This window comes from Serratia sp. EC4, assembly GCF_059652115.1.
On the sequence record NZ_JBNIDE010000012.1, the window covers coordinates 22,226 to 37,814 of the forward strand.

A 15,589-nucleotide genomic window follows, 5' to 3' on the forward strand; every position below is an offset into this window, starting at 1 on the left:
CGTACAGTGCGTTCGGGCGGTGGCCGGCGATAGGGAAAAGTCGACGTTCCCGGTGCCGCCAACTACAAAATGGGTAGGCGTTGTGAATACAGAACTACAGTCAGAAAGCAGCAGATTATTGGCCAGCAGCAATGCGGGCAGTCCAGGATGGTGGTTGACGGTGGCACGACGCGGTACGCCATGGGTAGAACCGGCGGGTAACGGCCGGTGGCGCACCACCTTCTTCTGGCGCGATCCTCAGGGATGCGAATTGACCTCCGCCTACCGTCGCGTGTGGATCAACATTAACTGCCTGACCGACCATCATCAGCCGAATCCGCCGCAAAGCCTGCAGCGCTTGGCCGGTACCGACGTGTGGTACTGGCAGACCGAGCTGAGCGGCGCCTGGCGCGGCAGCTACTGCTTTATCCCCTGCTTTGACGAGCGGCCGCCGGCGTTCAGCGGCGACGATGCGCACGCCAACATGCACAACCTGCGTCACTGGTGGCACCAGGTGTTCGTCAGCGCTACCCCCGATCTGCTCAACCCTTATCGCTCCTGGCAAAGCGCCAGCGGCCACAGCGTCTCCGGTCTGCACATGCCGGATGCGCCGCCGCAGCCGGTATGGCGCTCGTTCGACGAGTATGAGATCGCCAGCGGGCGCTGCACGCCGCCACTGCCGGCGCGTTTGCAGCGCCATACCTGGCAGAGCGAACGCCTGGGCAACAGCCGCGACGTCTGGATCTACACCACCGGCGACAGCAAGCCGGCCGAGCGCCCGCTCGCGATCCTGCTAGACGGCCAGTTCTGGGCGAAGCAGATGCCGGTTTGGGAGCCGCTGATGCAGCTGACCCGCGAGGGGGCGTTGCCGGAAGCGGTGTATGTGCTGATCGACATCATCGATCTGCCGCACCGGGCGCGAGAATTAACCTGCAAGGACGATTTCTGGCTGGCGGTGCAGGAAGAACTGATGCCGCAGCTGGCCGACTGGGCGCCGCACAGCGACAAGCCGGCCGATACGGTGGTGGCGGGGCAAAGCTTTGGCGGCCTGGCTTCTCTGTACGCCGGGCTGCGTTGGCCGCAGCGCTTCGGCGCGGTGATCACCCAGTCCGGCTCCTACTGGTGGCCGCGGCGCGACATGCTGCAGCTGCCGAGCATTCCCGATGACGCCTGCTGGCTGATGCAGCAGGTAGAACGGCACGGCCTGGGCAACCACGGCGCGCTGAAGGTCTTTATGGAAGCCGGTTCGCAGGAAAAGCTGGTGCATCGGGTCAGCGGCGAAATGGCGGCGCGCCTGAGCGACGCCGGCCATCGGGTGCACTACCGGGTGGTGGAAGGCGGGCACGACGCGCTGTGCTGGCGCAGCGGCCTGACCGATGGGCTGCAGGCGGTATGGGCCTCCGCTTTCGCCACCGCTTATCCGGCATCGGCGACGGCAACGGCACGAGGAACACATGGTGGAAAGCCTGAATCCGTTCGATGATCAACAGCAGCGCAGCCTGGTGCTGCGCAACGTACAACAACAATACAGTTTGTGGCCGGATTTCCGCGCCATTCCGTCCGAGTGGACGATCGTCTTTGGCCCGGCGGCGCGCTCCGCGTGCGACGAGTGGCTGGAACAGCATTGGCAAGATATTCTGCCGGTCGCAGCACGCGAGGCGTGACCGGCGCCAGGTAATTACGGGAGCAATAAGCAGTGTCACACACCCCTAACTCTCTCAGCGGCCCGGCGCTTGCGGGCGAATGGCCGCTGGTCGCGGCGCAACCCGGCATCTGGGTCGCCGATCAAATCTCCCCGCATCGCAATGCCTACGCGGTGGCCCACGCCATCGAACTCAACGGCCCCATTGCCGTAGAGCCTCTGCTGCAGGCCATCATCCAGGGCCTGGGCGAGGTGGACATGCTGCGCCTGCGTTTTGCGGAACGCGACGGCGTGCCGGTGCAATGGCTGGACGACGCGCTGGCGGTGTATGAGCCGGAACTTGTCGATCTGACGACGTCGTCGGATCCTGAAGCCGCCGCGCGCGCGCTGATGGACATCGATCTGGCGAGCGATCTGCGCGCCGGCAGCGGCGCGCCGCTGTATCGCCATATGGTGATGCGTTTGGCGGATGACCGTTGGTTCTGGTATCAGCGCTATCACCATCTGCTGGTGGACGGTTTCAGCTTCACCGCCATCGCTCGCCGCGTGGCGGCGATTTATACCCACCTTTGCCGCGGCGATGCGCTGGAACCGACGCCTTTCACGGCGTTCAGCGACGTGGTGGCGGAATACCAGGCTTACCGGGAAGCGCCGGCCTGGCAACGCGACGCCGATTTCTGGCGCGAGAAAGCGCAGCAGCTGCCGCCGCCGGCCACGCTCTGCCCGCAGCCGCTGGCCGGGCAAACGCCCACGCCGCGCATCCATCGATTGGAACAGCGCTGCGATCCGCAGGCCTTCGCCGAACTGGTGCAGTGCGGCGCGCAGCAGAAGCTGAACGCCGCCGATATGGCGGTGGCGCTGGTGGCGTTGTGGGTGTCGCGTCTGAGCGGCCAACCGAGCTTCAGCGCCGGTTTTATCTTCATGCGCCGCACCGGATCGGCCGCCCTGTGCGCGGCCGGCCCGGTGATCAACGTGCTGCCGATGGAGATGCACCTCGAGCCGCAGGCCACGCTGTATGAGGCCGCCGCCCGCATCAGCCGCGAGCTGAAAACGGTGCGCCGCCATCAGCGCTACGACGCCGAACAGGTGCAGCGCGATCTGGGGCGCATCGGCGACGGCGAACCGCTGTACGGCACGGTCTTCAACTTCAAAATGTTCGATTACCAGCTGGATTTTGCCGGTATCGAAGGCATTACCCACGATCTGGCCTCCGGGCCGGTGCGCGATCTGGAGATTGCGCTGTTTATCGACGAACACCATCAGCTGAAGGTGGAGCTGCTGGCCAACGCCGAGCGTTACAGCCGTCAGGAACTGCTGGCGCATCTGCAGCGTTTGCCGCTGCTGCTGGCGCAGTTCGCCGCGCAGGCAACGTTGCCGATCGGCGAAGCCGACATGCTGACCGCCGACGATCATGCGCTGCTGGCGCGGGTCAACGACACGGCGCATCCGGTGCCGGCGGCCACGCTGAGCCAACTGCTGGCGCAGCAGGCGCAAATTACGCCGAACGCGCCGGCGTTGGCGGATGCGCATTTCAACTTCACCTACCGCGAAACGCGCGAGCAGGTCACGGCGCTGGCGCGCCAGCTGGTGGCGCAGGGCGTGCAGCCTGGCGACATCGTGGCGGTGGCGCTGCCGCGTTCGGTGTTCCTGTCGCTGGCGTTGATGGCGATCGTAGAAGCGGGCGCAGCCTACCTGCCGCTGGATACCGGTTATCCGGACGAGCGGCTGGCGATGATGCTGGAAGACGCCGAGCCCCGGCTGGTCATCACCAACCCGGCGCAGCAGGCGCGCTTCGCCGACAAGGGCGAAATCTTGCTGTATGACGCGCCGCTGGCGGCCGATCATGCCGCCGGGGTGGCGATCGCGGGCCCGACGCCGGATCATGCGGCCTATATCATCTTTACCTCCGGTTCCACCGGGCGCCCGAAAGGCGTGCTGGTCGGCCATCAGGCGATCGTCAACCGCTTGCTGTGGATGCAGCACCAGTATCCGCTGGGGGCGGACGACGCGGTGCTGCAGAAAACGCCATGCAGTTTCGACGTCTCGGTGTGGGAATTCTTCTGGCCGCTGATGGTCGGCGCCCGGCTGGTGATGGCGCCGCCGGAGGCGCACCGCGATCCGCAGCAGCTGCAACAGCTGATCGCGCAACACCGCATTACCACAATGCACTTCGTGCCTTCGATGCTGGCGGCTTTCGTGGCCGCACTGGACGACGACGCGGCGGTGGCGAACTGCGCCGCGCTGCGCCAGGTGTTCTGCAGCGGCGAAGCGCTGCCGGCGGAGCTGTGCCGCCTGTGGCAAAGCCGCACGGCAGTGCCGTTGCACAACCTCTACGGCCCGACCGAGGCGGCGGTGGATGTGACCTGGCATCCGGCCTACGGCGACGCGCTGGCGAAGGTGACCGGCGCTAACGTGCCGATCGGCCTGCCGGTATGGAACACCGGACTGCGCATTCTGGACGCGCGCCTGCGGCCGGTGCCGCCGGGCGTGGCGGGCGATCTGTATCTGACCGGCGTGCAGCTGGCGCACGGCTACCTTGGCCGGCCTGATCTGACCGCCAGCCGCTTTGTCGCCGACCCGTTCGGCGAGGGCGGACGGATGTACCGCACCGGCGACGTGGCGCGCTGGCTGCCGGACGGCGCGGTGGAATATTTGGGCCGCAGCGATGATCAACTGAAGATCCGCGGGCAGCGTATCGAGCTGAGTGAAATCGACCACGCCTTGCTGTCGCTGCCGGGCGTGCGCCAGGCGGTGACGCATGCGCTGGTGTTGCAGGGCACGCCGGTGGACGCCGGCGGCGATGCGCGCCAGCTGGTGGGCTATTTGGTGATGCAGCCCGGCGCGAGCTGGGATGCGGAAGTTTTGCGCGCGGCGCTGGCCGACCGCCTGCCGCCGCACATGGTGCCGGTGGCGTTGGTGGAAATGAGTGATTTGCCGCTGAGCGCCAACGGCAAGCTGGATCGCAAGGCTTTGCCGCAGCCGCAGGGCGGTGAGCGCAAGGTGGGGCGGCCGCCGCAGGCCGGGTTGGAAAGCGAGATCGCTGCGGTATTCGCCCGTTTGCTGCAGCGCGAGCAGGTGTTCGCCGACGACGATTTCTTCGCGCTTGGCGGCCATTCGCTGCTGGCGATGCGCCTGGCGGCGGAGTTGCGCCGCGATCTGGGCAAGGCGGTGTCCGTCGGCCAGGTGATGGTGGCGTCGCGCGTTGAGCAACTGGCCGCCTTGCTGGCGGAAGATCGCACGCAGGAAGAGGCCGATCGCAGCGGCTTCGACAGCGTATTGCCGCTGCGCGTCACCGAGGGGCCGACGCTGTTCTGTCTGCACCCGGCGTCCGGTTTCTCCTGGCAGTTCAGCGTATTGCCGCGCTATCTCGATCAGCACTGGTCGCTGGTCGGCATCCAGTCGCCGCGGCCGGACGGCCCGCTGGCGCTGAGCGAAGATATGGATCAGGTGGTGGATGCCCACTTGCAGACGGTGTTGCAGGTGCAACCGCACGGGCCGTATCACTTCATCGGCTACTCGCTGGGCGGCACGCTGGCGCAGGGCATTGCCGCCCGGCTGCAGGCGCGTGGCGAGCAGGTGGCGTTCCTCGGCCTGCTGGATACCTATCCGCCGGAGACCCAAAACTGGGACGTGATGCTGGACGACAACGTGTTGAAGGAAGTGCAGCGTGAGCGCGAGCAGTTCCTGGCGGTGTCGCAGGACACGCTCGATCCGGCACTGGGTGAGGCGCGCACGGTGATGTTCGACAACATTGAAGCCAACTACGCCGATTCGGTGCGGTTGCTGTCGCACACGCGGACCGCCCGTTTCCACGGCCAGGCGACGCTGTTCGTCGCCAAGCGCACGCTGCAGGACGGGATGGACGTGCAGCAAACCTGGTCGCAGTACGTCGATGCGCTGCAGGCGCACGAGCTGGACTGCGCGCACGTCGATATCGTTTCGCCGGCGTCGTTCAAAGTGCTGGGGCCGCTGCTGAACCGGATCTTGCGCACGCTGTAATTACGCCCTCATCCCGCCGCCAGGCACGGGTATTGTCCCGCGTTTGGCGGCGTTTCTTGCGGTCGCTCACAATTGAATATCAATGATTTTTATTATCATTATTGATTTCGTCATCTGTGCTAGCATAGCGCTCCGCAACTGCAGAATCCCCGTTTAAAGATGTGGTGAACAACCGATGAGTAGCAAACCCTCCATCCTGCTTGATTTCAGCCTGCTGAAAACCAACCGGGCTTTCCGCGCGGTATTCTGCGCGCGTTTCATCTCCATTGTGGCGCTGGGGCTGATGGCGATCGCCATCCCGGTGCAGATCCAGGCGCTGACCGGTTCCACCCTGCAGGTCGGGCTGGCGGTGACGCTGGCCGGCGGCGGCATGTTCGCCGGGCTGCTGATGGGGGGCGTATTGGCCGATCGCTATGAGCGGCGCCGGCTGATTCTATTTGCGCGCTCCACCTGCGGCGTCGGCTTCGTCGGCCTGTGCCTCAACGCCCTGTTGCCGTCGCCTTCGCTGGCGGCCATTTATCTGCTGGCGGTGTGGGACGGCTTCTTCGGCGCGGTGGGGGTGACGGCGCTGCTGGCGGCCACGCCGGCGCTGGTGGGCCGCGAAAACATCGTGCAGGCGGGCGCCATCAGCATGCTGACGGTGCGCTTCGGCTCGATTCTTTCCCCGGCGATTGGCGGCCTGGTGATCGCTCATATGGGCATCGCCTGGAACTACGGCCTGGCGGCGTTCGGCACCCTGCTGACGCTGTTGCCGCTGCTGAGCCTGCCGCAGCTGATGCCGCCGCCGCAGCCGCGGGAACATCCGCTGCGCGCGCTGGCGGGCGGTTTCGCCTTCCTGTTCCAGAACAAGGTGATCGGCATGGTGGCGCTGATCGGCGCGCTGCTGACCATGGCCAGCGCGGTGCGCGTGCTGTACCCGGCGATGGCGGAAAGCTGGCGCATCGACGCAGCCCACCTCGGTTATATGTACGCCGCCGTGCCGCTCGGCGCGGCCATCGGCGCGTTCACCAGCGGGCGCGTGGCACACGTGGCGCGCCCCGGTTGGGTAATGCTGCTGACGGCGATCGCGGCGTTCGCCGCCATTGGCCTGTTCGGTCTGATGCCGTGGTACAGCCTGGCGTTGCTGTGCCTGGTGGCGTTCGGCTACCTGAGCGCGCTGAACTCGCTGCTGCAATACGGCCTGATCCAGAGCCTGACGCCGGATAACTTCCTTGGCCGCATCAACGGCCTGTGGACGGCGCAAAACGTGGTGGGCGATGCGCTGGGCGCGTTGCTGCTGGGGGCGATGGGCGCCTTCATGCTGCCGGCGATGAGCGCCAGCGGTTTCGGCTTCGGCGCTGCGCTGCTCGGCATCCTGTTGCTGTTCGCCATGACCGGTTTGCGCCAGGTCACGCTGCACAAACCGGAGCCGCATAATGAGGCGCAACCAGCCAGCGAAAAGTAACGTCATGCGCTAATGCGACGCTGTGGGATCAAATAGCAATGCTTATCATCGGCATGCGTAAAACCCACAGCGTTTATGTCATGATTTCGAAATGAAAGAAGTGCTTACGTTTATTGACATAGCAAATATCGGCGAGTAATTTAGCGCGGAATTAACTCAAATGATAATCATTATTATATTGGTTATCACTTCAAATTATTGAGGGCGAAGCGATGGATACTGCCGTGAACGACATCAATCGAAAGGAAATGCAGGAGCGCGAAGAACACCGGTTCGCCGCTGATTTTTCTCCGGCGTCGGGCTTCTTCTTTACCTCCCCTTTCCGCAGCTTGACCACCACCGGTTGTTTCAGCCGCATTCGCCTGCCGGCCGCGGACGGCGCCGATCTGAACGGCGAGTTCCAGCGCAGCGTACGGCAGGCGTTTGCCGAGGCCCGCCAGGCCGGCATCAAAAAACCGCTGCTGTGCGGCGCCATTCCGTTCGATACCCGGCAGCCTTCGGCGCTGTTTATTCCCCAGCAGAGCCGCTGGTTCGATCGCGCCGCCTTTATGGCCGGCGTTAGGCCGGCGGCGGATGGGCCGGAGCTGGCCGGCGTAACGGAACTGCCGCCGCAGCAGCCGTTCATGAACATGGTCAGCGACGCCGTCGACGCGATGAAGGCCGGTGAGTTGGACAAAGTGGTCTTGTCGCGCCTGCTGGAGATCGAAACGCGCCAGCCGGTGGATCGCCATGCGCTGATGGCGCGCGTGATTGCCCAGAACCCGCACGGTTTCCATTTCCATGTGCCGCTGGAGCAGGGCGCGCTGTTGGGCGCCAGCCCCGAGTTGCTGCTGCGCCAGGACGGCGGCCGTTTCTATTCCAACCCGCTGGCCGGTTCCGCCCGGCGCGAGGCCGACCCAGAGCGCGATCGCGAAGTGGGAGAGCGGTTGATGGCCTCGGCGAAAGATCGCCACGAGCATCGCATCGTTACCGAAAGCATGCGTGACGTGCTGACCGGCCGCTGCCGCTACCTGAACGTGCCGCACACCCCTGAACTGTTGACCACCACGACGCTGTGGCATCTCTCCACGCCGATCGACGGCGAGGCGGCGTCTCCTGACGAAAATGCCCTGTCGCTGGCCTGCCTGCTGCACCCGACGCCGGCGCTGTGCGGCATGCCGACGGCCGAGGCGCACGCCTTGATCGGCAAGCTGGAGCCGTTCGATCGCGGCCTGTTCGGCGGCATCGTCGGCTGGTGCGACGACGAAGGCAACGGCGAGTGGGTAGTGACTATCCGCTGCGGCACCGTTGACGGCAACCGGGTGCGGCTGTTCGCCGGCGCCGGCATCGTGGAAGACTCTTCACCCGAATCTGAATGGCATGAAACAGGCACCAAACTCAGCACTATTCTGCGTGCCTTTGGTATAAATCAAGGATAACGACAAGATGAGCATTGCCTTTACCCCCTGGCCGGCGGAGTTCGCCAGCCGCTATCGCGAGCGCGGCTACTGGATAGACAAGCCGCTGACCGAGATCCTCGACCGCCAGGCCGACAACGACGCCCCGGCGATTATCGATGCCCAGGGCAGCCTGACCTACCGCGAGCTGCAGCAGCGCGCCGATCGTCTGGCGGCCGCTCTGCTGCGCCGCGGCGTAAAATCCGGCGATACCGCGCTGGTGCAACTGGGCAACGTGGCGGAGTTCTATATCGTGTTCTTCGCGCTGCTGAAAATTGGCGTGGCGCCGGTCAATGCGCTGTTCAGCCATCAGCGCAGTGAACTGAACGCCTATGCCGAGCAGATCAAACCGGCGCTGCTGATCGCCGATCGCCAGCACGGGCTGTTTGCCGACGATCAATTCCTGAACGCCTTCCGCGCTGCGCATCCTTCGCTGCGCGTCGTGGCGCTGCGCAGCCAGCCTGAGGGCGAGCTGGCGCTGGCCGCCTGGCTGGACGAAGCGAGCGACGGTTTTGTCGCGCAGCCTTCCGCGGCCGACCAGGTGGCGTTCTTCCAGCTTTCCGGCGGCAGCACCGGTACGCCGAAGCTGATCCCGCGCACCCACAATGACTACTACTACAGCATTCGCCGCAGCGTGGAGATCTGCCGTTTCGACGCGCAGACCCGCTATCTGTGCGCGCTGCCGGTGGCGCACAACTACCCGATGAGTTCGCCGGGCGTGCTGGGCGTGTTTTATGGCGCCGGACGGGTGGTGTTCGCCGCCGATCCGGACGCCGGACAGTGCTTTCGCCTGATCGAACAGCATCAAATCAACGTGACGGCGCTGGTGCCGCCGGCGGTCACGCTGTGGCTGCAGGCGATCGAAGAGTGGGGCGGCAATGCCCAGCTCGCCAGCCTGAAACTGCTGCAGGTGGGCGGCGCCAAGCTGGGCGAAACGCTGGCGGCGCGCATTCAGAACGAAATCGGCTGCCAACTGCAGCAGGTGTTCGGCATGGCGGAAGGGCTGGTGAACTACACCCGGCTGGACGACGACGAGCGCCACATTCTGACGACGCAAGGGCGGCCGATGTCGCCGGACGACGAGGTGTGGGTGGCGGATGACGACGGCAATCCGTTGCCGGCGGGCGAGGTTGGGCGGTTGATGACGCGCGGGCCTTACACCTTCCGCGGTTACTACCAGAGCCCGGCGCACAACGCTGACGCCTTCGACGCCAACGGTTTCTATTGCTCCGGCGATCTGATCAGCATCAGCGAAGACGGTTACATCACCGTGCAGGGGCGGCAAAAAGACCAGATCAACCGCGGCGGGGAGAAGATCGCCGCCGAGGAGATCGAGAACCTGTTGCTGCGTCATCCGGACGTGATCAACGCCGCGCTGGTGTCGATGCCGGATGCGCTGATGGGGGAGAAGAGCTGCGCCTATATCATCGCCAACGCGCCGCTGAAGCCGGTGGTGCTGCGCCGCCACCTGCGTGAGCAGGGCGTGGCGGACTTCAAGCTGCCGGATCGCTTTATTCAGGTGGACAGCCTGCCGCTGACCCCGGTCGGCAAAGTGGACAAAAAACGGCTGCGCCAGCAACTCGACGCGCAACTACAGACTCAGGCTCAGGGAGATTAATCGATGGCCATTCCAAAACTTAATGACTACGCGCTGCCGACGGCGGACGAACTGCCGCAAAATAAAGTCACCTGGCAGGTGGAGCCGCAGCGCGCCGCGCTGTTGATCCACGATATGCAGCAGTATTTCCTCAACTTCTGGGGCGAGGATAGCGCGCTGATTAAACAGGTGGTGGAGAACATCGCCAACCTGCGCCGCTACTGCAAGCAGCAGGGCATCCCGGTGTTTTATACCGCACAGCCGAACCAGCAGAGCGATGAAGATCGCGCGCTGTTGAACGACATGTGGGGGCCGGGCCTGAACAAACACCCTGAGCAACAGGCGGTGACTGCCGCGCTGGCGCCGGACGAAGACGACACGGTGCTGGTGAAATGGCGCTACAGCGCCTTCCATCGCTCGCCGCTGCAGGAGATCCTGCAGGAGTCCGGCCGCGATCAGCTGATCATCTGCGGCGTGTATGCGCACATCGGCTGCCTCACCACCGCTATCGACGCCTTCATGCGCAACATCCAGCCGTTCATGGTGGCCGACGGCCTGGCGGACTTCTCGCGCGACGAACACCTGATGGCACTGCGTTACACCGCCGGCCGCTGCGGCCGGGTGGTGACCACCGCGTCTCTGCTGCCGGCGGCCGGCATCGCCAGCATCGACGCGTTGCGTCAGCAGATCCTGCCGCTGCTGGACGAAGACAGCGAAGACATGGGCAACGATGAAAACCTGATCGATTACGGGCTGGATTCGGTGCGCATCATGGAACTGGCGACCCGTTGGCGCAAGATCCGCAGCGACATCGACTTTATCGCGCTGGCGCGCAACCCGACCATCGACAGCTGGTGGGCGCTGCTTTCCGAAGAGAAAGCCTGATTTTAATCACGAGCAGAGGGCGGCCGTTCGGCCGCCCTGTTGGCTCTATAAGGAGATTTTGATGAATACTTTGATCACCAAGGGAAAACGTGCGGCATTTCCGCTGATGCTGCTGTCTACGCTGCTGTTCTCCAACACCTTGCTGGCGCAGACCGCGCCGGAAGTACTGCGCAAGCCGGTCGGCAAGGGCGCCTATGAAATGGCCTACAGCCCGAGCGAGAACGCGCTCTACCTGGCCACCTCGCAGAGCCGCAAGCTGGACAAGGGCGGCATCGTCTACCGTTTGGATCCGGCCACGCTGGACGTGACCCAGATTATCCATAACGACATCAAGCCGTTTGGCGCAGCCGTCAACGCCAAGACCGGCACGCTGTTCTTCGGCAACACCGTCAATAACTCGGTGACCGCCATCGACGCCAAGACCGGCGACGTGAAAGGCCGCTTGGTGCTGGACGCGCGCCAGCGCTCCGAGACCGTCAAGCCGCTGGCGCCGCGCGAGCTGGTGGCGGATGCCGACAGCGATACCCTGTACATTACCGGGCTGGGTGAATCCAGCGTGGTGTGGGTGGTGGACGGCAAGGATCTGACCCTGCGCGCCACCGTGACCGACACCGGCAAATACGGCACTGGCCTGGCGCTGGACGCCGCCGCCAAGCGCCTGTACGTCACCAACGCCGACGGCGAGCTGGTGACCATCGATACCCAGAGCAACAAGGTGCTGTCGCGCAAGAAGCTGGATGAGGCTAAAGAGCACTTCTTCCTGAACCTCAGCCTGGATACCGCCACTCACCGCGCCTTCATCACCGATTCCAAGCAGCCGCAGGTGCTGGTGGTGGACACCCGCAACGGCAACATCCTGAGCAAGATCGACGTGCCGGAATCGCTGGCGGTGCTGTTCAACCCGGCGCGCAATGAAGTTTACGTGACCCACCGCCAGGCGGGCGAAGTGAGCGTGATCGACGCCAAGAACTACAAGGTGCTGAACACCATCAAGACGCCGACCCACCCGAACAGCCTGGCGCTGTCGCCGGACGGCCAGACGCTGTATGTCAGCGTCAAGCAGGCTTCCAGCCGCGAGAAAGAAGCGACCGCGCCGGACGACGTGATCCGCGTAGCGCTGAAATAATCCCTCGCTGGTTAAGCGCACACCGAACAGGCGAAGCGGCGACGCTCCGCCTGTTTTTTTTCGCCGTGCGATCTGCGGTATAAAGAGGGGATTGCATTATTGACCCGAAGGAACGTTGGATATGCCCGTCTCACGCTCTCCGCTGTTGTTGTCCATTATCACCTTGCTGCTGCTGGCCGCGCTGATCCACAGCGGCATCAGCCCTTACGATCGCACCACCTGGCTGATGGAGGTGGCGCCGGTATTGATCGTTTTGCCGCTGCTGTGGCTGAGCCATCGCCGTTACCCGCTGACGCCGCTGCTCTACACGCTGATTTTCTTCCACGCGCTGATCCTGATTTTCGGCGGCATGTACAGCTACGCCCGCGTGCCGCTGGGGTTTGAGGTGCAGCAGTGGCTGGGGCTTAGCCGCAACCCATACGACAAACTGGGGCATTTCTTCCAGGGGTTGGTGCCGGCGCTGGCGGCGCGCGAGATCCTGCTGCGCGGCGGTTATGTGCGGGGCCGCAAAATGCTGGGCTTCATGGTGTGCTGTATCGCGCTGGCGATCAGCGCGGTGTATGAGCTGATCGAGTGGTGGGCGGCGCTGGCGCTGGGCCAGGGCGCCGATGAGTTTCTCGGCACCCAAGGCGACCCGTGGGACACGCAGTCCGACATGTTCTGCGCCTTGCTCGGTGCGATAGCCGGCCAGTGGCTGTTCGGTGGTTGGCAAGATCGGCAACTGCGGCGTTTAAAGGCGTAAGCCCGGCGGCGGTTGGGCCTGGTGAAAATAGATATTTCTCGTGCCGCCCGGTATTTGCCGGGCGGCATTTTTAATGCCGACATGATAAAACAACAGCTATCAGTTAAATATTTTGTACTCTGTAATAAAGCGCAATGTTATTTCCTATATTTATGTTTAATTAGTTTTTTATATGTTTTTATAAGAATTTTCTTAACCCATGCCGTGTGCTAGTATTCCCGTGTTTAACAAGGGCTAATTAGTATTGATTAGTTTTTTGAGCGGGGAATAATGAGATACATTATTAATAATAAGATTAAATATCATGAAGATAGATCAGAACTGGTGGATCTCGACGCTGAGCTGCCGCCTCAACCGCTCACCGCCACGTTGAACCGCCTGCTGTCCGCGTTGGTCAGAAACAATAACCTTGTGATCTCTCGCGATACCTTGCTGACACAGGTATGGGAAGCGCACGGCCAGGTGGCCTCCGGCAATAACCTCAATAACACCATTTCCATTCTGCGCAAGATGTTCGCCGCCCTGGGCGAGGACGACATTATCGTCACGTTGCCGCGCCAGGGATTCATGTTTACCGCCGCTTCGTTGAAGACGACGGACAGCCAGGCGGAAGGCTTGCCGCAGGCGGAGACGCCAGCCACGGTGGCTGAGGGCGTATCTTCGGGGGCTTCGAGACGCCTCGCTCGCCTTAAGCGTTTTGGGTTGGCCGCTTTGCTGCTGCTGGCAACGGGGAGCGGGGTATGGGCCTGGCAGGATGCCGGCTATGCGCCGCTGAGTTCGGTAAGCGTCGGGAAAATCGGCAAATGTGACGTCAGGTTTGTGACTTCCTATCATAAGCCTGTTTCTGGGCAGGTGGATTTGACGCATTTGCAAAATATGCTGGCGCAAAGAAAATCAGATCGATGCACGGAACCGGCGACGTTGCTTTATTACGATAGCAAATCGGTGTTGTCTGATGCCATTGGGCGAGTCAGAACGTCTTACTACTATTATTGCCCACAGAACGCGATAGCTACGGGCCAAATGCAATGCGAGAACTACTATGAAGACCGCGCTCAGTAAGCGCTTTTGGCGTTATAGCTACGCTCTGTTGAGTCTCGTGGCGGTGTTAGGCTGTGGCATTTCCGCGTATTTTCTGTTTCTCAAACCGGGGATGCCCGAGTGTCGGGCGGTGCTGTACATGAGCGATCAGATATCCGATAAGTTGATACAGCGGGTTTTGTTGCTCAGCGTAGTGCCGGATGGGCCCCGAAAGGCGACTTTGTTAGTGAATGGCAGTCTGTTTGATGGTGACAGGCGTTATGTCATTGATCGGATTTTAGTGGTCGACTATCAGAAACAAGGGAGTAACTACAGGCTGCATTTGAAAGAGACAATAAGAAAGCCTTTGGATAATTTGGAGAAAGAAGACTTTAATCGACGATTGCCGATGTCCGCACCGGTATTCCATTGGCGGATAGAGCGAGTTGATCCGCGGCACTATCTTTTTACTGGTAACAATGCCCCATTTTTTGTTTGTGCCACTGCAGCTTGAAGGCTCCCCCGGCGTGCCGGGGGCATTTGTTTCGTTGGCCCTGGGGATAAATGGCGCAAGGTTAAGGCTGTTTATTATTGATGTAATTGTTAATACAAGGGCTATTACTGGCTCGCGGACAATAGGTTAACCATTGCTCTTCTTTTTCGGCGCTGTCATTACGCATGTTGTCATAGTAATAGACATCCGCCTGATATTGACAGTTGAATCCAGCCTGCCGTATCTCTCGCTTAATGCTTGCCAGGTCGCCGCTGCCTAATCGCATGGTATAGATTTGGCAATTTTGCTCATTGCCCAGCGGATAAACGCTGATGCGCGTGCTGTTTTGATAAAGCACAATCGCGGCAAACGGCACTAAACAAGCGGCCATAATCATAATTAAACGCTGCGCCGAGCGACGAAAGTTAGGCAACCGAGCCTTCGGTGGCGGCGTTGAGGCTATTTCGGTTTCGCTATAATCATTACTTTTAATCTCATCTGTTTTTATATCCATCTGTTGAATGCTTAAGGCATTAAATTTGAACCCCTGACGGGGATAGGTGACAATAATATCCTCCGCGCCGAACTGCGCCAATGACTTGCGTAAGCCGGAAACGTAATTATTCAGGTTGTTATTGGAGGCTTTCAGCCCATGTTCAACCCAAACGTCATTAAGCAACCTCTCTCGTAGCAGCAGTTTGTCGTTATTACGAATAAACAACGAAAGCAATCTGCTGGTCGGTTTAAGTAAAGCTACTTTATTGCTGGCATTATCGATATGCATCAATGTGCCTTCCTCCTCGTTATAGAGGATGCTCTCATTTATAATGAAAATCATTTCATTTACCCGTCAACTTTCCTGTCGAGAGATTATTCTGAGACCTGCTTGCGCTTTTTTCAATCCCTTGGGGTGGTGGTAAATAGGATTTTTCTCTCTTTCTCTATAATTGGTGTGAAATAGTTGTATGCATACAAGTGAATTAAAATAAATATAGATAATTAAATGATAATTCTTGGCATTAAAATCTATATAAATGAGTTTAATTTATATAATAAACTGTGTTTTTGTATTTTTACGACATAACATTCCATTTTTGTAATGGGGAGTGTAAATTTGTTTCCACTGATACGGGGTGCGGAAACGCAACGTATTAGCCACGGAAGCTACGCCCAGAAATAATACGGTGCGTTGAAGATGTGACTCTAAGGATTTAATTTTCTCCACT

Annotated in this window: 12 protein-coding genes; 11 read left to right on the top strand and 1 reads right to left on the bottom strand. The window is 61.2% G+C overall.

The annotated features are described in order from the left end of the window. Positions 1-82 precede the first annotated feature (82 nt). The 11 genes from fes (at position 83) to ACP39K_RS22595 (ending at position 14,384) form a co-directional block, all read left to right on the top strand. Positions 83-1,462 carry an enterochelin esterase gene (gene fes / locus ACP39K_RS22545; RefSeq protein ID WP_115116305.1) on the top strand — a complete coding sequence of 460 codons (1,380 nt, stop codon included), beginning with the start codon at positions 83-85 and terminating at the stop codon, positions 1,460-1,462. After that, entirely contained in the window at positions 1,437-1,643 is a 207-nt protein-coding gene (locus tag ACP39K_RS22550; RefSeq protein ID WP_033641327.1) for an MbtH family protein, read from the top strand. Before fes ends, ACP39K_RS22550 begins: the two co-directional genes overlap by 26 nt. A 32-nt stretch (positions 1,644-1,675) precedes the next feature. After that, complete coding sequence (locus tag ACP39K_RS22555) at positions 1,676-5,620, top strand: enterobactin synthase subunit F (protein WP_497008849.1); 3,945 nt, start codon at positions 1,676-1,678, stop codon at positions 5,618-5,620. A 175-nt stretch (positions 5,621-5,795) separates the two neighbouring features. After that, entirely contained in the window at positions 5,796-7,064 is a 1,269-nt protein-coding gene (gene entS / locus ACP39K_RS22560; RefSeq protein ID WP_033638942.1) for an enterobactin transporter EntS, read from the top strand. Between the two features lie 212 nt (positions 7,065-7,276). Beyond that, the gene (locus ACP39K_RS22565; RefSeq protein WP_243810779.1) at positions 7,277-8,482 is read left to right on the top strand and encodes an isochorismate synthase; all 1,206 of its coding nucleotides are present in this window, start codon (positions 7,277-7,279) and stop codon (positions 8,480-8,482) included. Positions 8,483-8,489: 7 nt separating this feature from the next. Further along, the gene (locus ACP39K_RS22570) at positions 8,490-10,118 is read left to right on the top strand and encodes a (2,3-dihydroxybenzoyl)adenylate synthase (protein WP_097102946.1); all 1,629 of its coding nucleotides are present in this window, start codon (positions 8,490-8,492) and stop codon (positions 10,116-10,118) included. Between the two features lie 3 nt (positions 10,119-10,121). Next, positions 10,122-10,982 (top strand): isochorismatase, encoded by an 861-nt coding sequence (locus ACP39K_RS22575; RefSeq protein ID WP_016929399.1) that lies wholly within the window; start codon positions 10,122-10,124, stop codon positions 10,980-10,982. 106 nt (positions 10,983-11,088) lie between these two features. Continuing rightward, positions 11,089-12,108 (top strand): 7-bladed beta-propeller protein YncE, encoded by a 1,020-nt coding sequence (yncE, locus tag ACP39K_RS22580; RefSeq protein ID WP_391564977.1) that lies wholly within the window; start codon positions 11,089-11,091, stop codon positions 12,106-12,108. A gap of 121 nt (positions 12,109-12,229) precedes the next feature. After that, positions 12,230-12,850, top strand: a complete 621-nt coding sequence (locus tag ACP39K_RS22585) for a DUF2238 domain-containing protein (RefSeq protein WP_161544324.1) — start codon at positions 12,230-12,232, stop codon at positions 12,848-12,850. A 270-nt stretch (positions 12,851-13,120) separates the two neighbouring features. Next, positions 13,121-13,912 carry a winged helix-turn-helix domain-containing protein gene (locus tag ACP39K_RS22590; protein ID WP_048796226.1) on the top strand — a complete coding sequence of 264 codons (792 nt, stop codon included), beginning with the start codon at positions 13,121-13,123 and terminating at the stop codon, positions 13,910-13,912. Then, positions 13,893-14,384, top strand: coding sequence for a FidL-like protein (locus tag ACP39K_RS22595; protein ID WP_033638938.1), 492 nt, complete (start codon positions 13,893-13,895; stop codon positions 14,382-14,384). The genes ACP39K_RS22590 and ACP39K_RS22595 overlap by 20 nt, the downstream gene beginning before the upstream one ends. A gap of 61 nt (positions 14,385-14,445) precedes the next feature. Here ACP39K_RS22595 and ACP39K_RS22600 read toward each other — a convergent pair whose 3' ends face one another. Beyond that, a complete protein-coding gene (locus tag ACP39K_RS22600) occupies positions 14,446-15,147 on the bottom strand; it encodes a winged helix-turn-helix domain-containing protein (RefSeq protein WP_227944635.1) in 702 nt (233 codons plus the stop codon). Positions 15,148-15,589: the final 442 nt, after the last annotated feature.

What these genes read in the sequence shown, in the direction of transcription:
- ACP39K_RS22575 (WP_016929399.1), top strand. Translation starts at nt 10,122, where the DNA reads ATGGCCATTCCAAAACTTAATGACTACGCGCTGCCGACGGCGGACGAA.
- ACP39K_RS22590 (WP_048796226.1), top strand. Translation starts at nt 13,121, where the DNA reads ATGAGATACATTATTAATAATAAGATTAAATATCATGAAGATAGATCA.
- ACP39K_RS22600 (WP_227944635.1), bottom strand. Translation starts at nt 15,147, where the DNA reads ATGCATATCGATAATGCCAGCAATAAAGTAGCTTTACTTAAACCGACC.
- ACP39K_RS22595 (WP_033638938.1), top strand. Translation starts at nt 13,893, where the DNA reads ATGAAGACCGCGCTCAGTAAGCGCTTTTGGCGTTATAGCTACGCTCTG.
- yncE (WP_391564977.1), top strand. Translation starts at nt 11,089, where the DNA reads ATGCTGCTGTCTACGCTGCTGTTCTCCAACACCTTGCTGGCGCAGACC.
- ACP39K_RS22570 (WP_097102946.1), top strand. Translation starts at nt 8,490, where the DNA reads ATGAGCATTGCCTTTACCCCCTGGCCGGCGGAGTTCGCCAGCCGCTAT.
- entS (WP_033638942.1), top strand. Translation starts at nt 5,796, where the DNA reads ATGAGTAGCAAACCCTCCATCCTGCTTGATTTCAGCCTGCTGAAAACC.
- ACP39K_RS22585 (WP_161544324.1), top strand. Translation starts at nt 12,230, where the DNA reads ATGCCCGTCTCACGCTCTCCGCTGTTGTTGTCCATTATCACCTTGCTG.
- ACP39K_RS22565 (WP_243810779.1), top strand. Translation starts at nt 7,277, where the DNA reads ATGGATACTGCCGTGAACGACATCAATCGAAAGGAAATGCAGGAGCGC.